Source organism: Haloferax sp. Atlit-10N, assembly GCF_003586325.1.
GTDB classification, from domain to species: Archaea; Halobacteriota; Halobacteria; order Halobacteriales; family Haloferacaceae; genus Haloferax; species Haloferax prahovense.
Window position 1 is genome coordinate 78,363 of record NZ_PSYX01000001.1, and the last position, 25,913, is coordinate 104,275.

Annotated in this window: 25 protein-coding genes, 1 tRNA gene and 1 pseudogene; 18 read left to right on the top strand and 9 right to left on the bottom strand. The window is 68.2% G+C overall.

All coding sequences use genetic code 11. The annotated features are described in order from the left end of the window. The first annotated feature begins 54 nt into the window (after positions 1 to 54). Positions 55 to 126, top strand: a tRNA-Ala gene (locus C5B91_RS00395). 140 nt (positions 127 to 266) lie between these two features. Here C5B91_RS00395 and C5B91_RS00400 read toward each other — a convergent pair. Then, positions 267 to 674: a hypothetical protein gene (locus tag C5B91_RS00400; RefSeq protein WP_115818941.1), complete on the bottom strand. Its 408-nt coding sequence runs from the start codon at positions 672 to 674 to the stop codon at positions 267 to 269. Positions 675 to 844: 170 nt separating this feature from the next. Here C5B91_RS00400 and C5B91_RS00405 point away from each other — a divergent pair, with 170 nt between their 5' ends. After that, positions 845 to 1,219, top strand: a complete 375-nt coding sequence (locus tag C5B91_RS00405; protein WP_049968014.1) for a hypothetical protein — start codon at positions 845 to 847, stop codon at positions 1,217 to 1,219. Between the two features lie 82 nt (positions 1,220 to 1,301). Beyond that, the gene (locus C5B91_RS00410) at positions 1,302 to 1,541 is read left to right on the top strand and encodes a hypothetical protein (RefSeq protein WP_004065334.1); all 240 of its coding nucleotides are present in this window, start codon (positions 1,302 to 1,304) and stop codon (positions 1,539 to 1,541) included. A 108-nt stretch (positions 1,542 to 1,649) separates the two neighbouring features. On the opposite strand, the gene C5B91_RS00415 is transcribed toward C5B91_RS00410, so the two are convergent. Beyond that, complete coding sequence (locus C5B91_RS00415) at positions 1,650 to 2,969, bottom strand: ribonuclease R family protein (RefSeq protein WP_008091527.1); 1,320 nt, start codon at positions 2,967 to 2,969, stop codon at positions 1,650 to 1,652. A 120-nt stretch (positions 2,970 to 3,089) separates the two neighbouring features. Beyond that, on the bottom strand, positions 3,090 to 3,392 hold the full coding sequence (locus C5B91_RS00420; protein ID WP_008091528.1) for a hypothetical protein: 303 nt from the start codon (positions 3,390 to 3,392) through the stop codon (positions 3,090 to 3,092). Between the two features lie 211 nt (positions 3,393 to 3,603). Here C5B91_RS00420 and C5B91_RS00425 point away from each other — a divergent pair, with 211 nt between their 5' ends. Continuing rightward, positions 3,604 to 4,083 carry an RNA-binding protein gene (locus C5B91_RS00425; protein ID WP_004969073.1) on the top strand — a complete coding sequence of 160 codons (480 nt, stop codon included), beginning with the start codon at positions 3,604 to 3,606 and terminating at the stop codon, positions 4,081 to 4,083. A 47-nt stretch (positions 4,084 to 4,130) separates the two neighbouring features. Here C5B91_RS00425 and C5B91_RS00430 read toward each other — a convergent pair whose 3' ends face one another. Further along, positions 4,131 to 4,811 carry a DUF1028 domain-containing protein gene (locus C5B91_RS00430; protein WP_115818942.1) on the bottom strand — a complete coding sequence of 227 codons (681 nt, stop codon included), beginning with the start codon at positions 4,809 to 4,811 and terminating at the stop codon, positions 4,131 to 4,133. 219 nt (positions 4,812 to 5,030) lie between these two features. On the opposite strand from C5B91_RS00430, the gene sepF reads away from it, so the two are divergent. Beyond that, positions 5,031 to 5,387, top strand: coding sequence for a cell division protein SepF (gene sepF / locus C5B91_RS00435; protein WP_004969075.1), 357 nt, complete (start codon positions 5,031 to 5,033; stop codon positions 5,385 to 5,387). Between the two features lie 117 nt (positions 5,388 to 5,504). Next, on the top strand, positions 5,505 to 8,453 hold the full coding sequence (gene uvrA, locus C5B91_RS00440; protein ID WP_115818943.1) for an excinuclease ABC subunit UvrA: 2,949 nt from the start codon (positions 5,505 to 5,507) through the stop codon (positions 8,451 to 8,453). Positions 8,454 to 8,489: 36 nt separating this feature from the next. On the opposite strand, the gene C5B91_RS00445 is transcribed toward uvrA, so the two are convergent. Further along, positions 8,490 to 10,442, bottom strand: coding sequence for a COG1361 S-layer family protein (locus C5B91_RS00445; protein ID WP_008091533.1), 1,953 nt, complete (start codon positions 10,440 to 10,442; stop codon positions 8,490 to 8,492). A 133-nt stretch (positions 10,443 to 10,575) separates the two neighbouring features. Between C5B91_RS00445 and C5B91_RS00450 the strand changes: the two genes are divergently transcribed. The 4 genes from C5B91_RS00450 to C5B91_RS00465 all read left to right on the top strand — a co-directional run bounded on the left by C5B91_RS00450 (position 10,576) and on the right by C5B91_RS00465 (position 14,624). Then, entirely contained in the window at positions 10,576 to 11,568 is a 993-nt protein-coding gene (locus C5B91_RS00450; RefSeq protein ID WP_049968018.1) for an ABC transporter ATP-binding protein, read from the top strand. Continuing rightward, positions 11,561 to 12,364 carry an ABC transporter permease subunit gene (locus C5B91_RS00455; RefSeq protein ID WP_008091536.1) on the top strand — a complete coding sequence of 268 codons (804 nt, stop codon included), beginning with the start codon at positions 11,561 to 11,563 and terminating at the stop codon, positions 12,362 to 12,364. Before C5B91_RS00450 ends, C5B91_RS00455 begins: the two co-directional genes overlap by 8 nt. A 93-nt stretch (positions 12,365 to 12,457) precedes the next feature. Continuing rightward, on the top strand, positions 12,458 to 13,465 hold the full coding sequence (locus C5B91_RS00460) for a hypothetical protein (protein ID WP_115818944.1): 1,008 nt from the start codon (positions 12,458 to 12,460) through the stop codon (positions 13,463 to 13,465). Positions 13,466 to 13,541: 76 nt separating this feature from the next. Then, positions 13,542 to 14,624, top strand: a complete 1,083-nt coding sequence (locus C5B91_RS00465) for a geranylgeranyl reductase family protein (RefSeq protein ID WP_049968020.1) — start codon at positions 13,542 to 13,544, stop codon at positions 14,622 to 14,624. 30 nt (positions 14,625 to 14,654) lie between these two features. On the opposite strand, the gene C5B91_RS00470 is transcribed toward C5B91_RS00465, so the two are convergent. Together C5B91_RS00470 and C5B91_RS00475 are read right to left on the bottom strand one after the other, a co-directional pair. Then, a complete protein-coding gene (locus tag C5B91_RS00470) occupies positions 14,655 to 15,752 on the bottom strand; it encodes an aminomethyltransferase family protein (protein ID WP_008091542.1) in 1,098 nt (365 codons plus the stop codon). A gap of 137 nt (positions 15,753 to 15,889) precedes the next feature. Next, positions 15,890 to 16,273 (bottom strand): annotated as a pseudogene (locus C5B91_RS00475) (DUF6432 family protein); the annotation flags it as partial. Positions 16,274 to 16,293: 20 nt separating this feature from the next. On the opposite strand from C5B91_RS00475, the gene C5B91_RS00480 reads away from it, so the two are divergent. From C5B91_RS00480 to C5B91_RS00510, 7 genes are all read left to right on the top strand, one after another. After that, a complete protein-coding gene (locus tag C5B91_RS00480; RefSeq protein ID WP_115818945.1) occupies positions 16,294 to 17,310 on the top strand; it encodes a hypothetical protein in 1,017 nt (338 codons plus the stop codon). A 70-nt stretch (positions 17,311 to 17,380) separates the two neighbouring features. Next, complete coding sequence (locus C5B91_RS00485) at positions 17,381 to 17,761, top strand: DUF5611 family protein (RefSeq protein WP_004973531.1); 381 nt, start codon at positions 17,381 to 17,383, stop codon at positions 17,759 to 17,761. A 193-nt stretch (positions 17,762 to 17,954) separates the two neighbouring features. Further along, the gene (locus tag C5B91_RS00490; protein ID WP_115818946.1) at positions 17,955 to 18,413 is read left to right on the top strand and encodes a universal stress protein; all 459 of its coding nucleotides are present in this window, start codon (positions 17,955 to 17,957) and stop codon (positions 18,411 to 18,413) included. 77 nt (positions 18,414 to 18,490) lie between these two features. Next, entirely contained in the window at positions 18,491 to 19,168 is a 678-nt protein-coding gene (locus C5B91_RS00495) for a TIGR00266 family protein (RefSeq protein ID WP_008091554.1), read from the top strand. A gap of 85 nt (positions 19,169 to 19,253) precedes the next feature. Then, positions 19,254 to 20,222: an ROK family protein gene (locus tag C5B91_RS00500; protein ID WP_008091555.1), complete on the top strand. Its 969-nt coding sequence runs from the start codon at positions 19,254 to 19,256 to the stop codon at positions 20,220 to 20,222. A 459-nt stretch (positions 20,223 to 20,681) separates the two neighbouring features. Next, positions 20,682 to 22,157: an LVIVD repeat-containing protein gene (locus C5B91_RS00505; protein WP_008091558.1), complete on the top strand. Its 1,476-nt coding sequence runs from the start codon at positions 20,682 to 20,684 to the stop codon at positions 22,155 to 22,157. A 170-nt stretch (positions 22,158 to 22,327) separates the two neighbouring features. Then, positions 22,328 to 22,660: a NifU family protein gene (locus C5B91_RS00510; protein WP_004058105.1), complete on the top strand. Its 333-nt coding sequence runs from the start codon at positions 22,328 to 22,330 to the stop codon at positions 22,658 to 22,660. A 225-nt stretch (positions 22,661 to 22,885) separates the two neighbouring features. Here the strand turns inward: C5B91_RS00510 and C5B91_RS00515 are convergent, their stop codons facing one another. Further along, positions 22,886 to 24,292, bottom strand: coding sequence for a DUF402 domain-containing protein (locus C5B91_RS00515; protein WP_115818947.1), 1,407 nt, complete (start codon positions 24,290 to 24,292; stop codon positions 22,886 to 22,888). Then, on the bottom strand, positions 24,289 to 24,663 hold the full coding sequence (locus tag C5B91_RS00520; RefSeq protein ID WP_008091567.1) for a hypothetical protein: 375 nt from the start codon (positions 24,661 to 24,663) through the stop codon (positions 24,289 to 24,291). Before C5B91_RS00520 ends, C5B91_RS00515 begins: the two co-directional genes overlap by 4 nt. Positions 24,664 to 24,855: 192 nt before the next feature. Here C5B91_RS00520 and C5B91_RS00525 point away from each other — a divergent pair, with 192 nt between their 5' ends. Next, complete coding sequence (locus C5B91_RS00525) at positions 24,856 to 25,893, top strand: PrsW family intramembrane metalloprotease (RefSeq protein WP_008091568.1); 1,038 nt, start codon at positions 24,856 to 24,858, stop codon at positions 25,891 to 25,893. Positions 25,894 to 25,913: the final 20 nt, after the last annotated feature.

Sequence of the window (25,913 nt, forward strand, 5' to 3'; positions counted from 1 at the left end):
CGGCCGCGGACAAAACATAGGGTATAAGTGTATCCCACGACTCCGTGGGAATGAGGGCTCGTAGATCAGTGGCAGATCGCTTCCTTCGCAAGGAAGAGGCCCGGGGTTCAAATCCCCGCGAGTCCACTACTTTCTCTCGACACCACACCTTCGAGCAGTGGCTCCGTCAGGTGCCCTGCGAGTACCGACGGTGTCGAGTGTAATCGTGAATGTCCGAGCGGGGATTTGAATCAGAAAACGAGTACCGCGAGCGAACGGCTCCACGACTACACAATCGCGACCCGGACGAAGTACCACTCCCCCTCGTACCGGACGAGTTCGGGCCGTTCCGAATCGCTGAACGCGAACGGATTCTGTTCGTCGGGCCCGAACGTGACTCGGCCGTCGAGCGCGTCCCGAAACACCGATTTCCGCGGTTCGGAGAGGTTCTCGAAGCGGGCGGTCTTGTTATCGGGCCACGCCTCGGCTCGACTTTGATTCTCCAGTTTCGAGACGGAGACGAACTCGGTCCCGTACGTCGGGGAATCGGTCGCAGTCGTCGTGGTCGCTGCCGTCGCGGTCGTCGTCTGGGTCGTCTCGGCCGCGGTCGTAGCTGTTGTCGTGGTCCCGGTCGGACCGGGGTGCCGACACAGCCGGGGGCAAGGAGGACGCAGGCGACGAGACAGGCGCGCCAATGTGGGGACATACCGTTCGAAGCTTGCGGAACCCTCGTGAAGTGTTCGCGGGGGACGCGTCGCCGCCGTGAGTCGTTCGGCTCGCTGACACGCCTTCACTTCCGCCGAACCCGACACTTTCACTCCGCTCATGGCGGACCCTCTTATCGTCTCGCTCCGAGGGCGTCGGTATGGAAACACGACGAGGCGACCCCCCGTCGGACCCGACGGCCCTCTTTCGAGCAATCGTCTCGAAACTCCGCGAGACGCGCCGCGGAGTCCACCAGCATCGGATGGCGCAGGCGCTCCTTCAGAAGGACGCCAACGGCTCGCGGCTGGTCGGACTCGACGAGGACACCGAGCGGGCGGTCTTTTTCAACCCCGCGTCGCGGACGCTCGAACTGGTTCCCTTCGACCGTGAGGGGACTCACGAGGAGCGCGCGGCGGTGCTGTCGCGTCGGTTGAGCGACCCGTCGTCGTGGGTCGAGGCTAACGCCGCGGGGCTGTCGTGGGTCCACCCGCACTTCCGGTGGGCCTGCGGGTTGGACGACGCCGGAGGAAGATGAGCCACCACTCGTGCGTCGCGTCCGACCGTGACCGGTGTCCGACCGTGAAGAATTATACGCACGCCGCGCGCACAACACGTCCATGAACGACGAGGAACTCGACGAACTCCGGTCGTCGCTCACGCCCTACGAGTCGAGCGGCGGCGTCACCACCTACCAGAACACCGTCTCTATCGCCTGTCCGGCCTGTGAGAAACCGTTCGACGACTTGGTCGTCTGCGAAAACGACTACAACAGTCTCGAACTGAGCATGATGCTCGACCTCTGTGTGACTCAGCACGACGGCGACGTGCTCTTGTTCACGCACAAACAAGAGGAGTAACGCAGCCGGCGGCGGTGAGCGCCTTTCGGTCGCTTCGGCACATCGCTGACTGAGCCTATGGTCTCGCGTTCGCCTCGCCGGCCGCGGGCGGCGGGGTCGCCCGCCCGGTTATTCGCGCGGCGGGAGGCCGTTTTCGTCGATGACCTCGCCGTCGTCGTCGACGGTAACGATGCCGCGGTTGTTGACCGCGTAGGGGTCCAATCCGACTTCTTGGAGGAACTGCTTGTAGAGCCGCTCGGCCGTCTCGGCGTCCTTCTGACGGTCGGAGGCGCGGTCGCAGAGCTCGACGAGGTCTTCGGGCACGTCGTTTTCGTGGACGATCCAGTGGTTGATGAGGTCCGACAGCCGCCGGATGGGCGAGGTGAAGTGGCCGTAGATGTCGAAGTTGAGCGCGTAGTGGCCGCCGAAGGGGTCGTTCATGTACTTCGCGCGGGGCATGACCTTCAGCACGGCGCGCTGAATCTTGTTGAGCGTGCGGGAGTTCGCGCTCTCTAAGGCGTCGTTGACGGCCTTCCGCGGCTCGTCCCACGACGTGGACTTGATGCTCACGCCGTCGAGTTCGGTGATTTCGCGGAGCGCCTTGTCCCACTGGTCGGGAGTCGGCTGCGGGTGGACGCGGTACATCGCCTCGACGCCGCGGTTCCACATGAGTTCGTGCGTGACGGCCTTGTTCGCCTTCAGCATGCACTCCTCGATGATGGTGTGGGCGCGGTCGCGGCTCGGGTTGAGAACGAGCGAGCCGTCTTCCTTGCGCTGTTCGTGGAGTTGGTCCGCGAGGTCGAAGACCAGCGCGTTCTCGTCGTGGAGGGGGAGGTCGGGGTCTTCCAGCCGGTTTTCACACTGCGTGTAGGTGAGCCGTTCGTTGGAGTGGATAACGGACTTGTAGATGTCGATAGACTCGAACGAGAGCGTGTCCTTCTTGATCTCCATCTCGACGGTGTGGGCGAGGCGGTCCTCTTCGGGGACGAGAGAACAGACCGTCTCGGCCAGCGCCGGCGGGAGCATGTGGATGGTGTAGGCGGGGAGGTAGACGGTGTTCCCGCGCTTGACGGCCTCGGCCCACATCTCCGAACCGGGGTGGACGTAGTGGGTCACGTCGGCGATGTGGACCCACAGCGTGTACGTCTCCTCGTTCTCGCGGATGCTCAGGGCGTCGTCGAAGTCCTGGGCGTCGACGGGGTCTGTCGTCCACGTCGTGAGGTCTCGGAGGTCCTTGCGGTGTTCGAGCTCGTCTTCGATCTCCTCGTGGACGCCGTCGGTGCGCGCACGCGCCTCCGAGAGGACTTCCGGCGGGAACTTGTCTCGAATCTCGAACTCCTCGAACAGGTCCTCGCGCTTGTTCTGGAGGTGTCGCGCGAGTTCGGCGTCTATCTCCACCGGTCCTTGCCCTTCGGCGGTCCCGGCGTACGCCTGCGCGTCGTCTGACATAGCCCCGACTAGACGGGGCAGGGAGAAATGAGTGTCGGGCACGAGCCGCGACGAGAGGGAAACGACGTCGCTCGTGAGCACGCTCGCGCGCGCCCCGGCGGCGGGCCAAGGAAAGCGACCTCAGCGACCGCGCTCGCCGGGGGATTCGTACCGCTCTTTGACCGCGTCGAAGTAGCGAAGCAGGAACTCCTCGTTGGTGATGCCGTGTTCTTCGATGTCGATGAGGAGGCCTTCGAGCTCCCCGCGGGGCTGGTGACAGAGCCCTCGATAACAGGACTTACAGAGGTGTTCGAACCGCTTGCCGTGCCGTTCCCAGCGGTTCCCCTCTTTGTCGTACTCGCGCGCCGCCGACCGGAGGACCGCGTCACCGCATGCGATGCACACGACACGTTTCCGGTCCCGGTTCGTCCGGGAGCGCCACATATCGTTGGAGTGGACCCAATCGTACTTAGCAGTTTATCCTGTCACAGTCTGACGCGCGTCAGACGCCGACGTGGTTCGGGTTGCTTCGGATTGCTTCGGGTTGGTTTTGGGTTAGCTCGGGTCGACTCGCGTTCGACCGGCCGCCGGGGTCGTCGCCGACCACTCGATGCGGAGCGGTCGATTTATCGGCCGTGAGCGTCCACGACCCGGTATGAAGGTCAAGTCTCGCCACCACCTCCGAAGCGACGAAATCGACGCCCTGTGTGATTCCATCGAATCGTCCCTCGGCGTCGCCCTCGACGGCGACGCGTTCGAGGCGGTCGAGTTCGCCGACGCCGACTACGAGGTCGTCCTCGTCGACGGCGAGCCGGCGGTCATGTACGTCGACGACCAGCCGTTTCTCACGGTCAAGGGCGCGAACCAGTTCCCGCCGACGACGAACGTCGTCACGGTCGACGCGGGCGCGGTCTCGTTCGTCTCCAGCGGGGCCGACGTGATGCGCCCCGGCATCACCGAGGCGGACGACACCATCGAGGCTGGCGACCTCGTCGTCATCGCCGAGGAGACCCACGGCAAGGTGCTCGCCGTGGGTCGCGCGCTCGAAGACGGGGCGGACCTCGTCGGCGACTCCGGCAAGGTCGTCGAGTCAATCCACCACGTCGGCGACGACCTCTTCGAGTTCTCCGTCTGAGCCGACTGTTTCTTTGCCCCGGCGCGCGCGGCTCTCGGCCACGTCGGCTACTCTTCGGTGTACTTCTCCAGCGCCGCCTCGTATCCCTCTCGCGCCATCGAAAACGTCTCCCGAAGGTCGCGAAGCGGCGTCTCCGTCGCGTCGACCCGGAGGTCGTTGTAGTACGGCTCCATCTCGCGGTCCTCGGTCGTGGTCACGACGACGGCCGCGCTCTGGACGTCGAGGTCGTCGCGCTTGTCGCCGCCCGCGGCGTGTCCCGCGCCGAGCGCGTCGATGAGTCGCTTCGCGAGCGGCTCGTCGCCGTCGACGCTTCGCTCGTAGGCGTCGGCGGCGGCTTCGACGACTTCCGCGCCCGTGAGCAGGTTGCCAGCGACGGTGTAGTCGTCGCCTTCGCGGTGGCCCGCCCAGCCGAGACAGTCGTCGCCGGTGAAGGCGAACGTCCCCTCGGAGCCGACGCCGTGGAGCTGTCGCTCCGACCGGCCGTCGTCGGCGTTCAACAGCGCCTGTAGGGCGTCGTCGACGGCGAGGCCGTCTTCGAGGTAGTCCATGCCCTTCTCCCCGAGTTCGACGTTCGTCAGCGCCTGTGTCGCGACCGCGCCGTGTTCACTTGCAAACGGACAGAGGGCCCCGACGCCCGGCAGGCGGGTCGTCACGGCGACGCCGAAGCGGTGCTGGTCGTCGCCGCCGTCGTCGACGTACGACTCGCGGACGCAGATGCTGAAGGTCATCGTGTTCGTCTGCTCCCGCGCGCCGCGAGGTAAAAACACCCGGCGAAACGACGCGGACGGCGCGCGCGTCGGACGTCCGCCGGCGTCGTCGCCTCCCGCGGCACCACCCTCCTGTGGCCGTACTGCCGTCGATTCGTCCCGCCTCAGCGCTCAGACATGTCTGAAGAGAGACAATCGTCTGACGTAAGAACTAACCCCGTTGTGGCCTCTCTACGTCCTATGGGTATCATGAGTAAGATTCTCGGTGGTGGTGGTTCCCGAACGACCGAGGACTACGTCGAACTCGACCTCGACGACTTCGACACCGCTCGCGGCGACGCCGGCCTCTCGGTTCACATCGCCGAAATCGGCGGCCAGCAGGACGTTATCGCCATCAAAGACGCCGTCTACGACGGCAATCTGGTCATCGCGGACATCACCCGCCACACGACCTCCGACAACACGATGGAACACATCATCGACGACCTCCGGCAGGTCGCGCGCGAGGTAGACGGCGACATCGTCCAGAAGGGCGACGACCAAATCGTCATCACGCCGACGGGCATCTCCATCTCGCGGCAGAAGCTCAACGGCTGACGCCGGCGGACGACACCGCGCACGCTCCGATCTCTCCCGAGTCGCCGACGCGAGCGATGCGGCTCGAACGGCCCGAACCGATGCCTATTCGGTCCTCTCGTTCCTAGAGTCGTCCGAATGAGCAAGGACTACATCGAGGTTCGCGGTGCCGAAGAGCACAACCTCAAGAACCTCGACGTTCGCATCCCCCGCGAGACGTTTACCGTCGTCACCGGCCTGTCGGGGTCAGGCAAGTCCTCCCTCGCGTTCGACACCGTCTACGCGGAGGGTCAGCGGCGGTACATCGAGTCGCTTTCGGCCTACGCGCGGAACTTCCTCGGCCAGATGGACAAGCCGAAAGTCGAGGCCGTCGAGGGCCTCTCGCCCGCCATCTCCATCGACCAGAAGAACGGGGCCAACAACCCCCGGTCGACCGTCGGGACCGTCACCGAACTCCACGACTACCTCCGCCTCCTGTACGCCCGCGTCGGCACCCAGTACGACCCCATCACGGGCGAGGAGGTCGGCGAGCAGTCCGCACAGGACATGGTCGACCAGATTCTCGAACTCCCCGAGGGCACCCGAGCGAAGGTCGTCGCGCCGGTCGTCCGCGACCAGAAAGGCGAGTTCAAGGACCTGTTTTCGGACCTCGTCTCCGAGGGCTACGCCCGCGTCGAGGTCGACGGCGAGGAGTTCGACCTCTCGTTCGAGACGCCCGAACTCGACAAGAACTACGACCACACCATCGACGTGGTCGTCGACCGCGTGAAGGTCGCGCCCGAGGCGCGCTCGCGCATCGCCGACTCCGTCGAGACCGCGCTCGACGAGGCCGGCGGCGTCCTCAAACTCATCGTCCCCGACCCGCCCGAGGACCTCCCCTTCGCCTCCAACACCCGTTCGACCGGGTCGCTCGCGGGCGAGGGCGACGACCGCCTCGTCGTCGAGTTCTCCGAGGAACTCGGTAACCCGAACTCGTCGTTCCGTTTTTCGGAAATCGAGACGCGGTCGTTCTCGTTCAACAGCCCCCACGGGGCCTGCCCGGAGTGCGAGGGCCTCGGCAAGGCGAAGGAGGTCGACCCCGACCTCGTCGTCACCGAGCCGTCGAAGCCGCTCAAGCACGTCTTCGAGCCGTGGAGCTACAACCGGACGTACTACCGCCGCCAGCTCGACAACGTCGCCGACCACTTCGGCGTCAGCGTGGACACCCCGTTCGAGGAGCTTTCGGACGAGGTGCAGGACGCCTTCCTGTTCGGCACCACCGAGGACGTGGTGTTCGAGTGGACGACGAAAAACGGCACGCGCCACAAGGAACACCCCTTCGAGGGCGTCGTCGGCAACCTCGAACGCCGCCACGTCGAGACCGACTCCGACCGGACGCGGGACCACATCGAGGAGTTCATGGCCGTCACGACCTGCCCCGACTGCGACGGCTCGCGGCTCAAAGAGCAGTCCCGCCACGTCCGCGTCGGCGGCACGACGCTCCCCGAGGTCAACTGCATGACCATCGCGGGCGCGCTCGAACACTTCGAGGGCCTCGAAGCCGACCTCTCGGAGCGCGACCGCACCATCGCACAGGAGATTCTCAAGGAGATTCGCGCCCGCCTCGGCTTCATGACCGAGGTCGGCCTCGAATACCTCACCTTGGACCGCGAGGCCGCCACGCTCTCGGGCGGCGAGTCCCAGCGCATCCGCCTCGCCACGCAGGTCGGCTCCGGCCTCGTGGGCGTTCTCTACGTCCTCGACGAGCCGTCTATCGGCCTCCACCAGCGCGACAACGACAAACTGCTCAACACGCTCGAAGGCCTCCGCGACCTCGGTAACACGCTCATCGTCGTCGAACACGACGAGGAGACGATGCGCCGGGCCGACGAAATCATCGACATGGGGCCCGGCCCGGGCAAGCGCGGCGGCGAGGTCGTCGCGCAGGGCGATTTCGACGATATCGTCGCGGCCGACGACTCCATCACGGCCGACTACCTCTCGGGCCGCAAGGACATCGACGTGCCCGACGCGCGGCGCGAGGGCGACGGCGAACTCGTCGTCCGCGGCGCGCGCCAACACAACCTCGACGACCTCGACGTGCCGCTTCCCCTCGGGACGTTCACCGCCATCACCGGCGTCTCGGGGTCGGGTAAGTCCACCCTGATGCACGAGATTCTCTACAAGGGACTCGCCCGGCGGATGAACGACAACACCTCCGTCGACCCCGGCGAGCACGACGCCATCGAGGGCTACGACGAAATCGAGACCGTCCGGCTCATCGACCAGTCGCCCATCGGTCGCACCCCGCGGTCGAACCCGGCGACGTACACCGGCGTCTTCGACTACGTCCGCGAACTGTTCGCCGAGACGAAGCTCTCGAAACAGCGCGGCTACGAGAAGGGCCGGTTCTCCTTCAACGTCAAGGGCGGCCGCTGTGAGGCCTGCAAGGGACAGGGCAACGTCAAAATCGAGATGAACTTCCTCTCCGACGTGTACGTGCCCTGCGAGGAGTGTAACGGCGCGCGCTACAACGCCGAGACGCTCGACGTGACGTACAAGGACAAGACCATCGCCGACGTGCTCGACATGGAGGTCGACGAGGCGCTCGACTTTTTCGAGGCGAACTCGCAGATTCGCCGCCGCCTCCAACTGCTCCACGACGTGGGCCTCGGCTACATGCAACTCGGCCAGCCGTCGACCACGCTCTCCGGCGGCGAGGCACAGCGCGTCAAACTCGCCGAGGAACTCGGCAAGAAGCAGACCGGCGACACGCTCTACCTGCTCGACGAGCCGACGACCGGTCTCCACAAGGAAGACGAGCGGAAGCTCATCGAGGTGCTCCAGCGCCTCGTCGACAACGGCAACACCGTCCTCGTGGTCGAACACGAACTCGACCTCGTGAAGAACGCCGACCACATCGTCGACCTCGGCCCCGAGGGCGGCGCGGGCGGCGGCACGGTCGTCGCCAGCGGCACCCCCGAGGAGGTCGCCGAGAACCCCGACTCCCACACGGGTCGGTACCTCCGCGACTACCTCCCCGACGTGGACGAGGAGGGGCCGCGCTCGGACCGCCGCAACCCCGCGAAAGTGGCGAACGACGACTGAACGCGCGCCGACTTTTCTTCAGCGCCGACGGTGCTCTCAGCGACGCTGATACCACCAGTAGCCGACGCCCGCGAGCGCGAGGACCACGACGAGCGCCGGGAAGAAGGGGAACGTCGTCGCCGGTTCGACCACCTCGACGGCGACCCGCTGGGTGCCCGTCGAGAGCTGTCTGCCGGCGTCGTCCTCGTAGCTCACGTCGACGCCGACGACCTGCGTCTTCGGGACGGCGTCGCCGCTCACTTCGAGGTCGAAGACGACGAGGCGCGTCTCGCCGGCGTCGAGTCGCGGGACGAACGCGACGGCGTCCTCGCTCGAAAGCGGCTCCTCGGCGACGAGCCTGACCGTCACGTCGGTCTGCGGCGTCGCCTCGGTGTTCGTCACCGCGAGGACGAGCCGGCCGGTCGAATCCACCTCGAACGTCGCGTTCCGCGGTTCGACCGCGACGGCGGGGTCGCCGGTGCTCACCGCCGCGAGCACGTCGGTCCGGTCGGCCGCGCGCAGTTCGTCGCCCGGCGGCCGGTACTCGACGACGAACGGGAGTCGACGCGTCCCCGGCGTCGTGCCCGCGGCGAGGCCGATGGCGTACTCGAACTCGGCGACCTCGCCGGGCGCGAGCGTGCCGACGGTCACGTCGAGGTCCGTCGGCGTCAGCGCCGGGTCGTCGGATTCGAGGCGGAGCACCACGTCTCGGGCCTCGCCCTCGCCGACGTTCTCGACGGTGCCGACGACGCGGCCGACACCGCCGACTCTGAGCGTGCTCTCTTCGACCGTCACGGCGAACGCCGGGCCGGCTCCGGGGTCGAGACCGGCGACCAGTGACTGGACCTTCCGGTCGCCACCGGGGTTGCGGAACGAGACGGCCACGTCGAGCGAGTAGGGCCGGTCGAGCGCGTCGTCGGCGACGCGGGCGCGGAAGCTCACGCGCCTCGTCTCGCCGGGTTCCCACGCGCCGACGTAGGCCTCCGCGGCGGGCGCGCCGGCCCCGAACGTCACCTCGGAGTCGGCGGACGCCACGCCGACGGTCGTCGCCGAGGCGGTCGCGTCGCCGACGTTCACGAGTTCGAGCGTCAGCGTGCCGGTGTCGCCGACGGCGACCGCGGCGTCCACGTCCGCGAGTTCGAAGTCGGCCCCGCGGGTCGGGCGCACCCCGGCGACGAACGACCGCGAAGTCCGCGTTTGACCGTCCTCGTCTCGGTAGGTCACGGTCAGGTCGACCGAGTAGTTGCGGACGATGGCGTCGTCGGCGACGCGGGCGCGGAAGCTCACGCGCTCTGTCGCGCCTTCCTCCCACTCGCCGACGAACGTCTCCGCGGAGGCGACGCCGCTTCCGAACGTTATCTCCGGGTCGGTCGAGGTGACGGTCACCGTCGCGTCCGCGGCCCCGACGGGCCCGACGTTCTCGATGTCGACCGCGACGGTCCCGCTGTCACCGACCGCGAGGGCGGCGTCGACCGTCCGGACCGCGAACGCGGGTCTGCGCTCGACGACCACTTCGAGGTCCCGCTTGATGGTCCGACTCCGGTGGGTCGTCCGGACCGTCTCGCCGTCCACGTACACCGAGGCGGTGTAGTCGTAGGTGAACGTGACGGGGAGTTCGTAGGTACCGGGCCGCGCGCCCTCGGCGACGCGGAGGCGGAGCGACGCCGGCCCGGAGACGCCCTCGGGGACGGTCCCGACGGGAATCTCACCGCTGACGACGGTGATGGGGCCGTTCGACTCGCCGCGGATGGTCAGCGCGCGGGCCGTCTGGACGAGCGCCTCGTACTCCTCGGGGCCGTCGTTGGTGACCGTCCCGCTGTTGACGACGAACACCTCGACCGCGGCCTCGGTACCGGCGACGAGTCGGTTCTCCGGCGCGATAATCGAGAGGTCGGGACTTCCGGTCACTCGGCTGGCGGCCGCGGCGCTCCCGGTTGCGCCGGCGAGGGCGGACAGGACCAGTAGCGTGGCGAGGAGCGCCGCGCTCGCCCGCCGGGTACGACGAGTCATGGTGAAGGGACCGGCGGGCGAGCCCGCTTCAGTCGCGCTAGATACGCGGCATGTAAGCTTAACAACACGCTCGGCTCTCAATCGGTGGTAACGTCACGCAAGGGATACGTCCGGAGCGCGCCTACGTGTGGGCATGTCTGTCCCCGCCATCGACATCGACGGCCTCACCAAGTTCTACGGGGACGTTCGCGGGGTCGAGGAGCTCTCGATTTCCGTCTCGGAGGGCGAGCTGTTCGGCTTCCTCGGCCCCAACGGCGCGGGGAAGTCAACGACGATTCGCCTGCTTCTCGGCCTGCTCAAACCGACCGACGGCACGGCGAGCATCCTCGGGGTTCCGGTGGACGACCGCGCGGCCTTCCTCGACGTGCTCTCGCGCGTCGGCCACATCCCCGGCGACCCGCGGTTCTACGACGACGTGACCGGCCGCAAGACCCTCGACTACTTCGCCGGACTCTCCGGCGACGCCCGCCGCGACGAACTCCTCGGCCGCTTTCCGGTGCCGCTTGACCGGCCGGTCCGGGCCTACTCCCGCGGCAACCGGCAGAAACTCGCCATCGTGCAGGCGTTCATGCACGACCCGCGGGTGGTCGTGATGGACGAGCCGACCTCGGGGTTGGACCCGCTCGTCCAACAGGAGTTCTACGAGTTCCTCCGCGAGGAGCGCGCCCGCGGGGTGACGGTGTTCTTCTCGACGCACATCCTCGGGGAGGTCCGCGAGGTCTGCGACCGCGTCGCCATCATCCGAAACGGTCGGCTCGTCGCCGTCGAGGACATCGACGACCTGCTCGCCCGGAGCGGGAAGGTCGTCACGGTCCAGTCGCCCGACTCCATCGACCTCGCCGACTTCGACTTTCCGGAGACCATCGACGCCCGCATCGAGCCCGACGGCTCCCTCCGACTCGTCACCTCGGGCAACTACGACGCGCTCGTGGACGCCCTCGACGGCTACCGAATCGACGACCTCGAAGTCCGCGAGACGGCCATCGAGGACGTGTTCATGCACTTCTACGACGAGGGTGACGGCGGAGAAGACGGCGTTGACGTCGGCGACAGCGCCGCCACCGACGACGGGGGCGACGCCGAGGACCCGTCGCCCGCCGACGCCGAGGAGTCCGCGAATGCGTGAACTCGACATCGCGTCCTTCGAATTCGCCCGGCGACGGCGCGGGCTCGTCATCGTCTGCGTGCTCCTCGTAGCGACCGCGGGGCTCACCATCGCCGTCTTCCCGTCGTTCGGCGAGTCCGACATCGACTTCGCCGAACTGCTGGAGTCGTACCCCGAGGAGTTTCAGGCGGCCTTCGTCGGGAGCGTCACCGACTTCTCGTCGCTCGAAGGCTACCTCGTGGTCGAACTCTACCAACTCGTCTGGCTCCTCATCGTCGGGAGTTACTTCGCCTACGCCGCGGGGTCGCTCGTCGCCGGCGAGGTCGACCGACAGTCGGTCGAACTCGTCCTCGTTCGGCCCGTCTCGCGCACCCGGTTCGTCGTCGGTAAGTTCCTCGCGATGCTCCCGGCGGTCGCCGTCGTCGACCTCGCACTCCTCGCGGCCGTCGTCGTCGGCGCGGGCCTCATCGACGAGGAGATTCACCTTACCCGCCTCCTCGCGGTCCACGCCGTCGGCGGCCTCTACCTCGTCGCCTGCGTCGCGGTCGGCCTCCTCGCGTCGGCGTTCTTCGGGCGCGTCCGCCGGGCGCAGGGCGCGGCCATCGGCGTCGTCTTCGGGACGTTCCTCCTCGACTCCCTGACCGTCGACACCGACTACGAGTTCCTCGGAGCCCTGTCGCTCACGCGCTACCTCGACCCCGGCGAACTCCTCGTCGCCGGCGACGTGGACTGGGGTGGCATCGCCGTGCTCGTCGCCGTGACGTGCGTCCTCGTCGTCCTCGCGGCCGAGGTGTTCGAGCGTCGCGACCTGTCGTAATCGTCGTTCTGCTCTCGGTCACCCGCGGCCCGCGCGACCGCCGCGAGCCACGCCCCGCGCCCGCTTTTTCACCGTCGAGCCCCTCTGTCCCCCATGCACCTCTACGCCGCCGCGAACGGCGCGGTCCTCTCGGTCTCGGGGTCGCCCGACGACTCGACCGCCCGTCGGAGACTCGCCGACCACCGCATCGAGTGCGTCGCGGCCGACCCGCGCGCGCCGGACCGGGCGTTCTGCGGGACCTTCGACGCCGGCGTCTTCCGAACGACCGACGGCGGGGCGTCGTGGCACGCGGTCGGCACCGACGCGCTCCCCGAGTCGGTGACGAGCCTCGCCGTCTCGCCGGCCGACCCGGACGTGGTCTACGCCGGTACCGAGCCCTCGGCAGTCTTCCGTTCTCCCGACGGCGGCGACACGTGGGCCGAACTCGCGTCGCTTTCGGACCTCGATTCGGCGTCGTCGTGGGCGTTTCCGCCCCGCCCGCACACCCACCACGTCCGCTGGATAGAACCGGACCCGACCGACCCCGACCGGCTGTTCGTCGCGGTCGAGGCCGGGGCGCTCGTCCGCTCGCTCGACGGCGGGGAGACGTGGCAAGACCGCGTGCCGTCGAGCAAGCGAGACACGCACTCGATGGCGACGCACCCCGACCGACCGGGTCGCGTCCGGGTCGCCGCGGGCGACGGCTACGCCGAGACCGACGACGCGGGCGAGACGTGGACGACGCCGACCGCGGGGCTGGGCCACGGCTACTGCTGGAGCGTCGTCGTCGACCCCGCGGACCCGGACTCGGTGCTCCTGTCGGCCGCCTCCGGGCCGATGCGCGCCCACCGGGTCGAGTCGGCGGCGGCGTACCTCTACCGCCGGGCGGACTCGTCGGAGGACGGCGGCGAGTCGTGGGAACGCCTCGACGAGACCGGACTGCCGACCGGGCCGGGCGCGACGCGAGGGATTCTTGCCGCCGGTCTGTCCGGCGGCGAGTGCTACGCCGCGAACGACCGCGGCCTCTACCGGACGACCGACTTCGGCGACTCGTGGGACCGAATCGAGGTTCCGTGGGACGGGACACGACGGACTGCGGCGGGGCTGGCGGTCGTCGAGTAGCCGGGCGGTTTTTCCTCCGAGACGTCCCCTCGTCCGAAGCGAGAAGATTCATGGGTCGGCGCGGCAACGGCCAAGCATGTACGATTTCGCCGTCGTCGGCGTCGGTCCCGCCGGCGCGCGGTTCGCCCGCCGCGCGGCCGACGCGGGCTACGACGTGCTCGCGCTGGAGAAAGGCGAGGTCGGGACGCCCCTCGCGTGCTCCGGGCACGTCAGCACCGACATCTGGGAGTACGTCCCCGACGAGGCGCGCGACCGCCTGTTTCAGAACCGTATCTACGGGGCGAACTTCCGCGTCGGCGGCCCGAACTCCAAGGCATACCCGTTCTACAAGCAAAGCGAGGTCTCGAACGTCATCGACCGCGTCGAACTCGACCGCACCCTCGCCGACTGCGCCCGCGACGCCGGCGCTGACGTGCGCGAGGGCCACACCGTCACCGCCGTCGAGGAACTCGACGACCGGGTCCGACTGACCGTGAGCGTGGCCGGTGAGGCCGGTACCGTCCGGTTCGAGGCGAAGATGGTCGCCGGGTGCGACGGCCCGACCTCGCGGGTCCGCCGAGCGCTCGACCTCCCCGAACCGTCGGAGACGCTCCACGGCGTCCTCGCGTTCGACCCTGACCCGGACGACGGCGACTTCGTCGACGTGCACCTCACGGTCCCGCGCTTTTTCGCGTGGCGCATCCCCCGCGGCGACGCCGGCGTCGAGTACGGCCTCGCGGCCCCGCCGGGCGCTGAGGTCAACGAAATGTTCGACGCGCTCACGAACACCTACGACGTGGAGACGGAGCACTTCTGTTCGGGTGCCATCCCCATCGGCCCGCCGGACCGGACGACCACTCGTCGGGCGTTCCTCGTCGGGGACGCGGCCGCCCAGACCAAGCCGTTCACCGGCGGCGGCATCCTCTACGGGATGACCGCGGCCGACATCGCCGCCGCGACCATCGACCCCGACGACCCCGAGACGCTGTCGGCCTACGAGGACGCGTGGCGCGACGAACTCTCCCGGGAGATTCGGCTGGGCCACCTCGTGCGCCGGTGTTACTCTTTCCCCGAGTGGCTCCAGCGGGTCGGTCTCCGGTCGCTGTCGGGGGAAATCGGCGTCCACATGGACAAGCCGAGCTCGTTCTTCTCGCGCGAACACCTGAAGAAACTGCTCTGAAAGGGCCGGGAGCGCCGAAACGCTCCGCTCCTATTTCTCGCCCGGATACGTCGGGAGCCGCGCCGACACCGCGCTCCCCTCGACGAACGGGAGCGACTCGCGGGTCGCGCCGACGCGGTCGTCACCGACCGCGACTTCGAGGTCGTCGGCGTCGAGGCCGTAGTCCACGAGCGCGAAGCCGATGGGTGATTCGAGCATCGGGCTCTCGACGGCGCGGGTGACGGTCCCGACCGGGTCGCCGTCCGCGGAGACCTCGGCGCCCGCGTCGGGGAGGTCGTCGGCGCGGAAGCCGACGAGTCGGCGCGAGGGCCGCCCGCGGTTTTCGACCTTCGAGACGACCTCTTGGCCGACGAAACAGCCCTTGTCGAAGTCGAGCGCGTTGCGGACGCCGACGACGTTCGGGAGGTTGCCGCGGAGTTCCGACTCGAAGAGCGGCGTGCCGGCCTCGGCGGTGAGGCTGTCCCACGTCTGGTAGCCGACGGGGACCGAGGGGTTGCCGTAGAACAGCAGCGCGTCGAGCACGTCTTCGGCGTCCTTCGCGCGGCAGATGACGTCGTAGCCCTCCTCACCGGTCGGGTTGTCGGAGGCGACGACCGTGACGCCGAGTTCGCCGCCGATAGAGCCGCGGACGAAGGAGAGCTCCGGTTCGGGCGCGCCCGCCCCCGAGAGGATGCTCGCCACCTTCTCGGTGGACTGCGGGCCGTGGACGCCGAAGACGCCGAACTCGTCGGACGCGTCGCGGAGTTTGACGCGCTGGAGGAACGTCTTCGAGCGCCACTCCTCGACGAGCGGTTCGGCGCGGTCCCGCGGGGTGAAAATCAGCAGTCGCTCGCCCGCGTTGTAGACGTACATCTCCGTCTCGATGCGGCCGTCGGGGTCTAAAAGTAGGGCGTAGACGCCCTCGCCGTCCTCGTCCGGGACGGTGTTGGTCACCGCGTTGTCGACGTAATCGACCCGGTCTTCGCCCTCGACGACGACGACGCCGTAGCCGTGTTCGATGACGCCGACGCCGTTTCTGACGGCGCGGTGGGTCCGCTCGGGGCGGCCGTAGTGGCTCACGACCTCGATTCCGCCGCGCGTCTCGAACGTCGCACCGTGTGCCTCGTGGATGTCGGCGACGAGTGTCATTACCCCCCGTTTCGCCTTCGGCGCGTAAAACCCTCCCACTCCCGGACGACTCGCCCGGCTTTCGGTCGGCGGTCCGTCGGCGGCGGCCGCGGGCGGACCGGACAGTCAAAACGAGTCCGTTCTCCGCGCTGGCTCGCTCAGAGCCCGAACCGCTCGCGGAGTCTCTCGAACAACGACGCGTCCTCTTCGACGGCTTCGCTCGGGTCCGGAACGACGCGCTCGTCGGCGTGGATGAGCACCCCCGTGTCGGCCTCCTCGACCACGATGAGGCCCTCGTCTTTCAGCGCCGACAGCGCCTCTTCGATGGTGTCGATGTCGGCATCCACGGCGGCACGGAGTTCGAACACCGTCATCCCCTCGTCGTGGCGGTCGACGAGCGCGTCGAGCACCGCGACCTCGATGTCGCGGCGGTTCCGGAACTCCCGCCTCGCTCTCATAGCGGGTACATCGTTCGCCTCCTGTTTACTTGTACCGCCCGTCTGACGGACGTCCGACAGGCAGGGGGTACCTTTTTGTTTCCGAACCCCGGAATCCTCGCGTAATGGGACTTACTTGCCGTCTTCTCGGGCACTCCTACGGAGACCCCGAGACGGAACGGGAGCGAGAGGAACGCGGCGACGAGGTGGTCGTCTCGATTCGGGAGATACAGGTCTGTTCGCGGTGCGGACACGAACAGGTAATGAGCGAGAACAAGGAGGTCACGGCCATCCGAACGCCCGAGGAGGTCGGGATGACGGAGGGCGAAGTCGAGACCGCGGCCGCGGGGTTCGAACCGGCGAACCCGCAGCCCGGCGTCTCCGACAGCGAGGACGCCGCCATCGAGACGGCTCCGGACGCGGAGACGCAGGCCGAGGTCGACGACGCCAACGCCGGCGCCGACGCCGCTGCGGACGCCGACGCCGGCGCGGACCCCGCGGCGCAACAGCCGGCCGAGGCCGCGAACGCCGCCGACGCCCAGCCCGCAGACGGGCCGGACGCGGCTGACGACGCCGGGAGCGTCGACGCCCCACCGGTGACCGACGACGGCATCATCCTCGACGACGACGACGAGGAGCAGTCGGCCACCCGCGACCGGACGCAGTGGCCCGACGAGGTCGACGAGGTCGAGACCGACGACCCGACGCCGCCGGCCGACGGCGACGACGCGGAGTTCATCGACGCGGACGCCGAGGCGGGCGTCGGAGCCGACGCCGAAGCGGAGCCCGAACAGGCACAGACCCGCGAACGCGGGGCGTGGCCCGACGCGCCGGGCGACGACGAGGGATGGAACGCTCAGCCCGACGACGGCGAGCCCGTCTCGGTCTCGTTCGGCGGCGGACTGGCCCCGGAGGGCAACAGCTCGCCGAGCCAGCAGTCGAACGGTCAGTACGTCGAGGCGGAGGAAGACGACTTCGTCCGCGCCGACGAGTCGAACGTCGGAAACGAGGCCCCCGACGACGCCGTCGAGTACTACTGTCCGAACTGCGGTCACGCCCGCGGCGCGTCCTCGTCGTCGATGCGGGCCGGCGACATCTGCCCCGAGTGTAAAAAGGGCTACATCGCCGAGCGGGAATCCTGACCGCGGCACGCCCTCGCAGGCGTCGCAGAGTCGCGAAACAGGTAAACCATCCCCTATCGAAAAGGCGTCCATGAAGGAGTACAAGATGCGTCGTGGGGAGACGCTCGAAGAGCGAATTCCGGACATGAAAGCGACGGTCGAAGACTACTTCGGCCCCATCACGGACACCGAGGAGTTCAAAGGAAGCGACCTCTACGTCGTCGGCGAGCCCAAGAACCCCGTGTTCACCCGCATCGTCGCCGGTGCGGTCAAGTACAGCGGCAAAAAGGACAAGCTCGCGGTCAACTTCGAGGAGGCCGACCCGGCCGACCTCGCTCCCGAAGACCTCGAAGCCGCGGGCGAGGCCGTCAGCGCGAAGAACGACTTCCTCCTCGAGGCGACGGGCCGCGACGCGAAGTCCCGCCGCGACTCGATGAAGCGCGCGGTCGAAGACGACGCGCCCGACGTCTGAGCCGTCCGACGCGGTCTGGTTTTTCTCGCACACTCACCCGCCGAGCGGTGGTGCCGCCAGCGAAACGTACATATTGCTACCGCGTGACACTCCCGCTGTCAGCGACTGCGAAACCGCCGAACACGAATTTTTATTTCGATTCTGAGTAAAAATCTCCGGCACGATTAAGTGACGTCGGGGCGAACGGGCTGGTATGGCTATCGAAACTATCTTGCTCGCGGTCGGCGCGGGCGACGCCGATCGAATCGACAGACTCGCCGAGGAGACAATCGACGTGGCCGGACCGACCGGCGCGACGGTCGTCATCGGACACGTTTTCACGAGAGACGAGTACGACGAGGCGCTCGACAACCTCGATTTCGACATCACGGCCGAGGAGGTCTCTGCGGACGACGTGGCCCGACGACACGCCATCGTCCGAGAGCTCACGCGGCGCTTCGACGACGCGGACATCGACTACGTCGTCCACGGCCGAGTCGGCCACCACGGCGAGAAGCTCGTCGAACTCGCGGGCGAGGTCGACGCCGACCGCCTCGTCGTCGGCGGTCGAAAGCGCTCGCCGACCGGCAAGGCCGTCTTCGGCAGCGTCGCACAGGAGGTCATGCTCGAATCGCCGTGTCCCGTGACGTTCGTCCGCGCGGACACCAAGTGACGACTCGCGGCGGCACGGTCGCCGGAACGACCGGTTTCGCAGGCAACTACATATCTTAGCGCGCCGTCAGCTCCCGCATGGACCACTCCATCGATTACCGCCCGTCGTTCGCCCTCCTCACCGTCTCGCTCGACGAGGGCGAGTCGCTCCGGTCGGAGGCCGGCGCGATGGTCAGCTACTCCGACGGCATCGACATCGAGACGAACGCGAAAGGCGGCCTCTTCGGGTCGCTCAAACGGAGCGTCCTCGGCGGCGAGTCGTTCTTCCAGAACACGTTCAGCGCGCGGCAGGCGGGCGAGGTATCCTTTGCGCCCCCGCTTCCGGGCGACATCGTCCACCACCGCCTCGAAGACGAGACGCTCTACGTGCAGTCCGGGTCGTACATCGCCTCGGACCCCGCGCTCGACCTCGACACCTCCTTCGGCGGCGCGAAGACTTTCTTCGGGAGCGAGGGGCTGTTCCTGCTCAAACTGACCGGCACCGGCGACAGTTTCCTGTCGAGCTACGGGGCCATCCACGAGGTCGAACTCGGCGAGGGCGAGCGTTACACGGTCGATACCGGCCACATCGTCGCCTTCGACGAGACGACGAGCTTCTCGGTCGAGCGCGTCGGCGGCCTGAAGTCCACGCTGTTCAGCGGCGAGGGGCTCGTCTGTACGTTCACCGGCCCGGGAACCGTCTGGATGCAGTCGCGCAGCATGGAGTCGTTCCTCTCGTGGCTCATCCCCAAACTCCCGACCAACAACTCCGCGTAGGCGGTGGCCGCCGACTTACATCGCGGCGAGTAAATCTACCGAGAATCCCGCTTAGTTAAGTGGAGGGCGCATCGCTATGGGAACGATGGCGTACTACGTGGGCGTCGACCTGGGGGCGACGAACGTCCGTTCCGTGGTGGGCGACGACGATGGAACTATCCTCGGAGAGGCCCGTGACAACACTCCGCGCGGCCCGACCGGAATCGCGATCACCGAGGCGGTCCTCGGCGTCGTCCGCGAGGCGTGTGCCGAGGCGGGTATCGACCCGAGCGACGCGGTCGCGGCCGGCATCGGTGCTATCGGCCCGCTCGACCTGGCCGAGGGCGCGGTCGAGAACCCGGCGAACCTACCGGACACCATCGACCGCATCCCGCTGACCGGTCCCCTCTCGGTGCTCTTGGAGACGGACGAGGTGTACCTGCACAACGACACGAACGCCGGGGTCATCGGCGAGCGGTTCCACTCCGACCGCAACCCCGACGACATGGTGTATCTCACTATCTCCTCGGGTATCGGCGCGGGCGTCTGCGTCGATGGGCACGTCCTCGCCGGGTGGGACGGAAACGCCGGCGAGGTCGGTCACCTGACGCTCGACCCGAACGGCTTCATGACGTGCGGGTGCGGACACAACGGTCACTGGGAGGGCTACTGCTCGGGGAACAACATCCCGAAGTACGCCCGCGAACTCCACGAGGAGGACCCGGTCGACACCGAACTTCCCGTGTCGGACCCCGATTTCTCCGCGGTCGACGTGTTCGAACACGCCGGCGAGGACGAGTTCGCCGACCACATCATCAACCAACTGGGCCACTGGAACGCGATGGGCGTCGCCAACATCGTCCACGCGTACGCGCCGCTCATCATCTACGTCGGCGGCGCGGTCGCGCTCAACAATCCGGACCTCGTGTTAGAGCCCATCCGCGAGCAGATGAGCGAGATGGTCATGTCGAACATCCCCGAGATTCAGCTGACGACGCTCGGCGACGAGGTCGTGGTCGAGGGGGCGTTGGCGAGCGCGATGACCGGCGGAACTGGCGACCGCTCGCGGCTGTGAGGCCGCGAGGATTCGCGGGTTTCGGCGCAGGTGGCACCGGTGACAGGTCTCGACTGTAACGCGGTGCTTAGTTTCCCACCCCGAGTTATCTCGATTGATACTCGGTGGCGCAATGTTATAACCCCGGTCGAGAAACGCGATGGTGTGCACCCGACGACGCCGAGTCGCTCGGCGCGCCGGTCGGCGCGTTCCCGTTCTCGTCGAACCGAACGGTGCACGGGCGTTCCACCGGAAGCCTAGAACGGGACTGGTCGACAACCCCCACCACCATCGTCGACCGACCGACGCCGAGGGGGTATCCACACCCACCCACCCACCCACCCATCCCCATCGGCGTCGCTTCAGTTCTCACGCAACCCAGTGCAGACTGAGCGGTCCCCGCTTTCCCCCGGTCCCCAGGCCTTCCCGCTACCCAAGGACCTCCGTCCGATTTTTCTCCTCGGCACTCTCAGACTCACCGTGGACCGCCGCCAGTTCCTCCGCTCCATCGGCGTGAGCGCGGTCGCCGCCACGACCGTCTCCGTCGCCGGTTCCCGCCCCATCACCGCCCATCCCGGTCCCTTCGAGCCGCTGGGTCGCATCGATATCGACGGCGCGAAAGAGGCCGTGGTCTCCGCCGACGGCCAGACCGTCTTCGTCGCCGCGACCAGCGGCTACGCTGTCGTCGACATCGCCGCGCCCGACCACCCCGAACTCCTCGCCGAGCGCCGCGACCCGCTTTCCGACCGCGAGGACGGTCCCTTCCGCGGCATCTACGACGTGAAGCTCGACGGGGACACGCTCCTCGTCGTCGGCCCGGCCAACCCGATTCCGGGCGCGCCGGCGGGCGTCCTCGTCGTCGACGTGTCCGACCCCGCGACCCCCGAGGAAATCGCGTTCCACGAGACGGAGTTCCCCATTCACAACTGCTTCGCCGCCGACGGGCGGGCGTACCTCACCGCCAACGACGGCGACCGGAACCCGCTGGTCGTTCTCGACACCGACACCGGCGACGAACTCGGCCGCTGGTCGGTCGTCTCCGCGGACGACCGCTGGGCCGACGTACCCGCCTCGGTCCGGTCCGTCCACGACGTGTGGGTCCGCGAGGGCGTCGCGCACGTCGCCCTCTGGGACGCCGGGACGTGGCTCGTCGACCTCTCGGACCCCGCGTCGCCGTCGGTCCTCGGGTCGGTCTCGCCCGGCGACCCCGAGGAGCTGTCGGGGTTGGGTGCCCGCGACCGCCGCCGCGAGGGGCGGACGCCGCCCGGCAACCACCACTACGTCGCCACCGACGACTCCGGCGACCTCCTCGGCGTCGGCATCGAGTCGTGGGCCGTCGAAGTCGAACGCGACGACGGGACGACCGACCTCGTCGGCGGGCCGAGCGGCGTCGAACTCTGGGACGTGTCGGACCCCGCGACCCCGGAACGGCTCTCGACTATCGAGCCGCCGGCCAGTCCGGACCCGACGGTCGGCGGCGTCTGGACCACGGCGCACAACTTCGACTTCCGCGACGACCGGCTCTACACCTCGTGGTACCGCGGCGGCGTCAAACGCCACGACGTGTCGGACCCGACCGACCCCGTCGAACTCGCGTGGTGGCGCGACCCCGAGCGCGCGAGCTTCTGGACCGCGCGGTACGCCTACCCCTTCGCCGACGAGGGCGTGTTCGTCGCGTCGAGTTGGGGCGTCGGCGACGCGTCGCCCGCGCTCTACACGTTCCCCGACCACGCCGGCGACCAGCGCGACCCGCCGACGCTCGGTCCCGAGACGACCACCGAATCGCTCGTCAACACGCCGACGCCGACGCCGACCGAGACGACTGCGCCCGAAGCCGGAGGCGAGTCGTCGGAATCGACATCGACGACCGACGCGCCGGGGTTCGGACTCGGTGTCGGCGCGGCGGCCCTCGGCGTCGCCGGCTGGCTGGCCCGTCGTCACCGGCGGCGCGACTGAGGGCGGCGCGACCGCGGGCGACCGGCTCCAACGCCCGATGCGCCGATTCACTGGCTTCCGTGGTTCCCCCGCCGAATCTATCACGAACGACCGAGACAGCCTTTCTCTCGCCGGCCGGCGCGTTGGGAGAACCGTTTCATTCTAATCCGTGGGGCTCGAAGCGTCGGGGTATGAGCGACGAGTCGGAGAGCCTCAAAGAGCGCGTCGAGACGTGGATGGTCGGCCAGATGCCCATCATCCAGATGCACGGCGGCAACAGCGTCGTGCGCAAGGCCGATGCGGAATCGGGGGAAGTCGTCGTCGAACTCGGGGGCGCGTGCGCCGGGTGCGGCATCTCGAACATCACCGCCCAGAACATCCAGTCGGACCTCATCATGACGTTCGACGAGATTACCGACGTGCAGGTCAAGGTCCCCAGTTCCGGCGACCACGGCAGCAGCACCGTCGAGGGCGGCCGCGGCGGCGAACTGCAGTACGGCGACGAGGGGCCGGGTCACTTCTAACCCACCTTTTTTCACGGGGTCCTCGGCAACTTCGTTGCCTCGAACCCCGCCAAAAAATCTGGACCAAAAAAGGCGGCTACTCCCTCCGGTCGTAGCCGTACGGTTCCCTCCAACACTCGCACCCTGTTCCGCGGTTCTCAGTACGTATTTTCGACGACTCCCGCCACCACGACGTCTGAGTCCTCCTCGGCAACGACGACTGACCGTCTTCCGGAGTTGCGACGCCTACCCCGACAGCGCCGACTCCAGACTCGACGCCACCGACCGCGCCTTCTCGGCCAGTTCCTCGGAGATGTGGCCGGCCTCGACGGCCTCGTCGAGTTCGTCGTCGTCGACCCGCTCGACCGTCCCGTCGGCGTGTTTCACCACGTCCACGTGGAGGTCGACGTACCGAATCTGGTCGGGGAAGCACTCGACGGGCGTGCAGATGTTGACGTAGGTCCCCTTGACACCGCCGTCGGCGTCGCGATACACCGTCGGGTACCACCAGCGCCCCTCGCGGAACTTCGTGACCGCCACGTCCCCGGACTCGCGGTCGACGCTGAGGGCGTCGTAGGTACCGCCGCCGGTCATGCCGCGCCGGAGCTCCACCGTTCCCTCGGCGTCGCGGTCCGTCACCTCGCCGGAGCCGAGCGTGATGAGCCGACCGTCCGGCTTCCCGTGGCCGATTTCCACGTCGTCGCCTTCCAGCGGGCCGAACTGCGCGGTCACCACGTCGAAGGGGAACTCGCCGTCGCCGACCGACTCGCAGAGCGACTCCGCGAGGTCGACGCCGGCGGAGGCCTTCGGCGAGGCGGCCTTCGTCCGGTGGTGGCCGGGCATCGTCGCCTCGACGGCCCGGCGCTGGGCGTCGAGTTCGAACCGGGTCTCGCGGCCGAACCAGACCCACGTCGTCGCGGTGGGAGCCGCGACCGCCCGCGGGGCGTCGACGGGTTCGGAGAGCGCGTCGTCGAGTTCCGCGGCCACCTCGGCGGCCCGGTCGAGCGCGTCGTTCAGGGCGCTCATGTCGGCGTCGACGGCGTCGCGGTGCCAGCGGATTCCCCAGCCCTCGGGCGGGTCACCGCCGAGCAGGTCCGTCATTCCCGCCAGTTCGCGGGCGGCGGCCTCGTCGCGGGTGTCGACGCGGACGCCCTCCGAATCGGGGTCGAGCGTCGCCAGCCCCGCGACGGCGCGGATGTCGCCGGTCAGTTCGGCGCGGCGGGAGGCCCACGGCGGGGCCGACTCGGCGACCTGCACGCGAACCTCGTCGCCGACGTCCACGCGGCCGTCGATGTCGCCGTACGACAGGTAGCCCTCGGTCTCGCCGAGGTCGCAGACCGCGCCGCCGCCGAGGGTGTCGGTCACGCGGGCGTCGAACACCGCGCCGGTCGGCGCGGGGTCGTCCCACGCGAAGGTGTCGATGCCGAGCTCGGTAAGTCGCTCTGTGGCCGTCGCGACCGCCTCGGTCGCGCCGCTCGCGCCGACGCCCTGTCGGTTCCGCGTCGTCTCGACCGACACGTCGTGGTCCGACGAGTCGAACTCGGCGTCGAAGCGCTCCCGAATCGGGCCGGACGCCTGCACCACGTCGTGACCGTCGTCGAGGAAGATGCCCGTGAGCGCGGTGGCGTAGATGCCGCGGACGCGGACTCTCATAGCTCGTCGGCGTCGCGGGCGAAGGTGACGCGAGCGTCGACCGTCGGGCCGAGCGTCAGTTCGATTTTCTCCTCGGTGAGCACGCGGCCGCCCTCGATGGGGACGCCCCACGAGTCGAACTTGAGGTAGCCGCGGAGGTCTGCACCGTGGGTGTAGAGGTCGACGTGGTCGACGGCGTGTTCCTGCACGTCACTCGCGCTGTGGGCCATCTCCATGTCCGAGTAGACCGTGCCGCCGTCGCCGAAGAACGCGGCGATGGCGTCTGCGTCCGATTCGACTGCGTCGCTCACGAGGTCCGACGCGGCCCGGAGATCGTCGGTGTCGAGGCCGACCTCGCGGAGCGCCGCCTGTTCGCGGGGGTCGAAGTGCATACCCGCCCTTCGGAGCGGAGGCATTAACGTCGTACGGTCGGCAGTCGGTCGCTGGGCCGGACGAACGGTCGTCGGCCAGTCGGTCATCGGTTACTCGGTCGCCGGTCACCCGACTATTGACCGTTCGGCCGGTCGGTCGCGGGATGCCGTGGCCGAAGCTATTACCAGATGCGATACCCTTTATCCCACGTGATGGACCAGCAGGACCCAGTCGAGCAGGCGTCCGACGGCTCGGACGACCTCTACGACATCGCCACGTGGGAGGAACGAACCTCGGTTGACGGGCTCGCGGTCGCGCTCTACCGGGTGCTGGTCGCGTCGACCCGTGCGGTGGTCGTCCTCGCCGCGCTGCTCATCCTCGTCGGTATCGGCGGTCTCTCGGCGCTCACGGACCCGCAGGTCGGCGCGCTCACCCTGCTTTCGGCACTTCCGGCGCTCGCGCTCGCGGGCTACGTCTACTACTCCGACGTGACCCAAAACGAGCCGCTATCGATGCTCGTGGTGACGTTCCTCCTCGGCGTCCTCACGGCCACATTCGCCGCGATTCTCAACTCGCTTCTGAGCAACGTCGGTCAGACTATCGCGGCCGAGTTCCAGCTGTCTATCGGCTTCCTCGGCAGTATCGTGTTCTACTTCCTCGTGGTCGGTCCGGTCGAAGAGACCGTCAAGCTCCTCGCGGTCAGGTTGTACGCCTACTCCCACGACAGTTTCAACGCCGTCATCGACGGCGCGGTCTACGGCGCGATGGCCGGTCTCGGCTTCGCAACCATCGAAAACGCCCTGTACATCACTCGGAACCTCACCTCGTCGGGACTCGATGTCGGGTCCGGCGGCGTCGGTATCATCGCCGCCGGCGGGACGATTACCGCGGTCCGAGCGCTCGCCGGTCCGGGTCACGTCATCTACTCGGCCATCGCCGGCTACTACCTCGGTCTCGCCAAGTTCAACAAGGAACACGCCGGGCCCATCGTCATCAAGGGCCTCATCCTCGCGGCGCTCGTCCACGCGACGTACAACTCGACGGTCGGCCTCGGCTCGTCCGTCATCGCGGGGATAACCGGCATCGGCGGTCTCGCGGCCTTCCTCGTCTACGTCATCATCTACGACGGCATCTTCGGGCTCTACCTCATCGGGAAGCTCCGCAGCTACAGTCAGGCCTACCACAGCGCTCACGCGCCCGGGCCGAGCGCGGCGTCGTTCGCGTCGGAGCAGACCGAGTTCGAGGACTGAGTCGGCGACGGCGCGGGAAC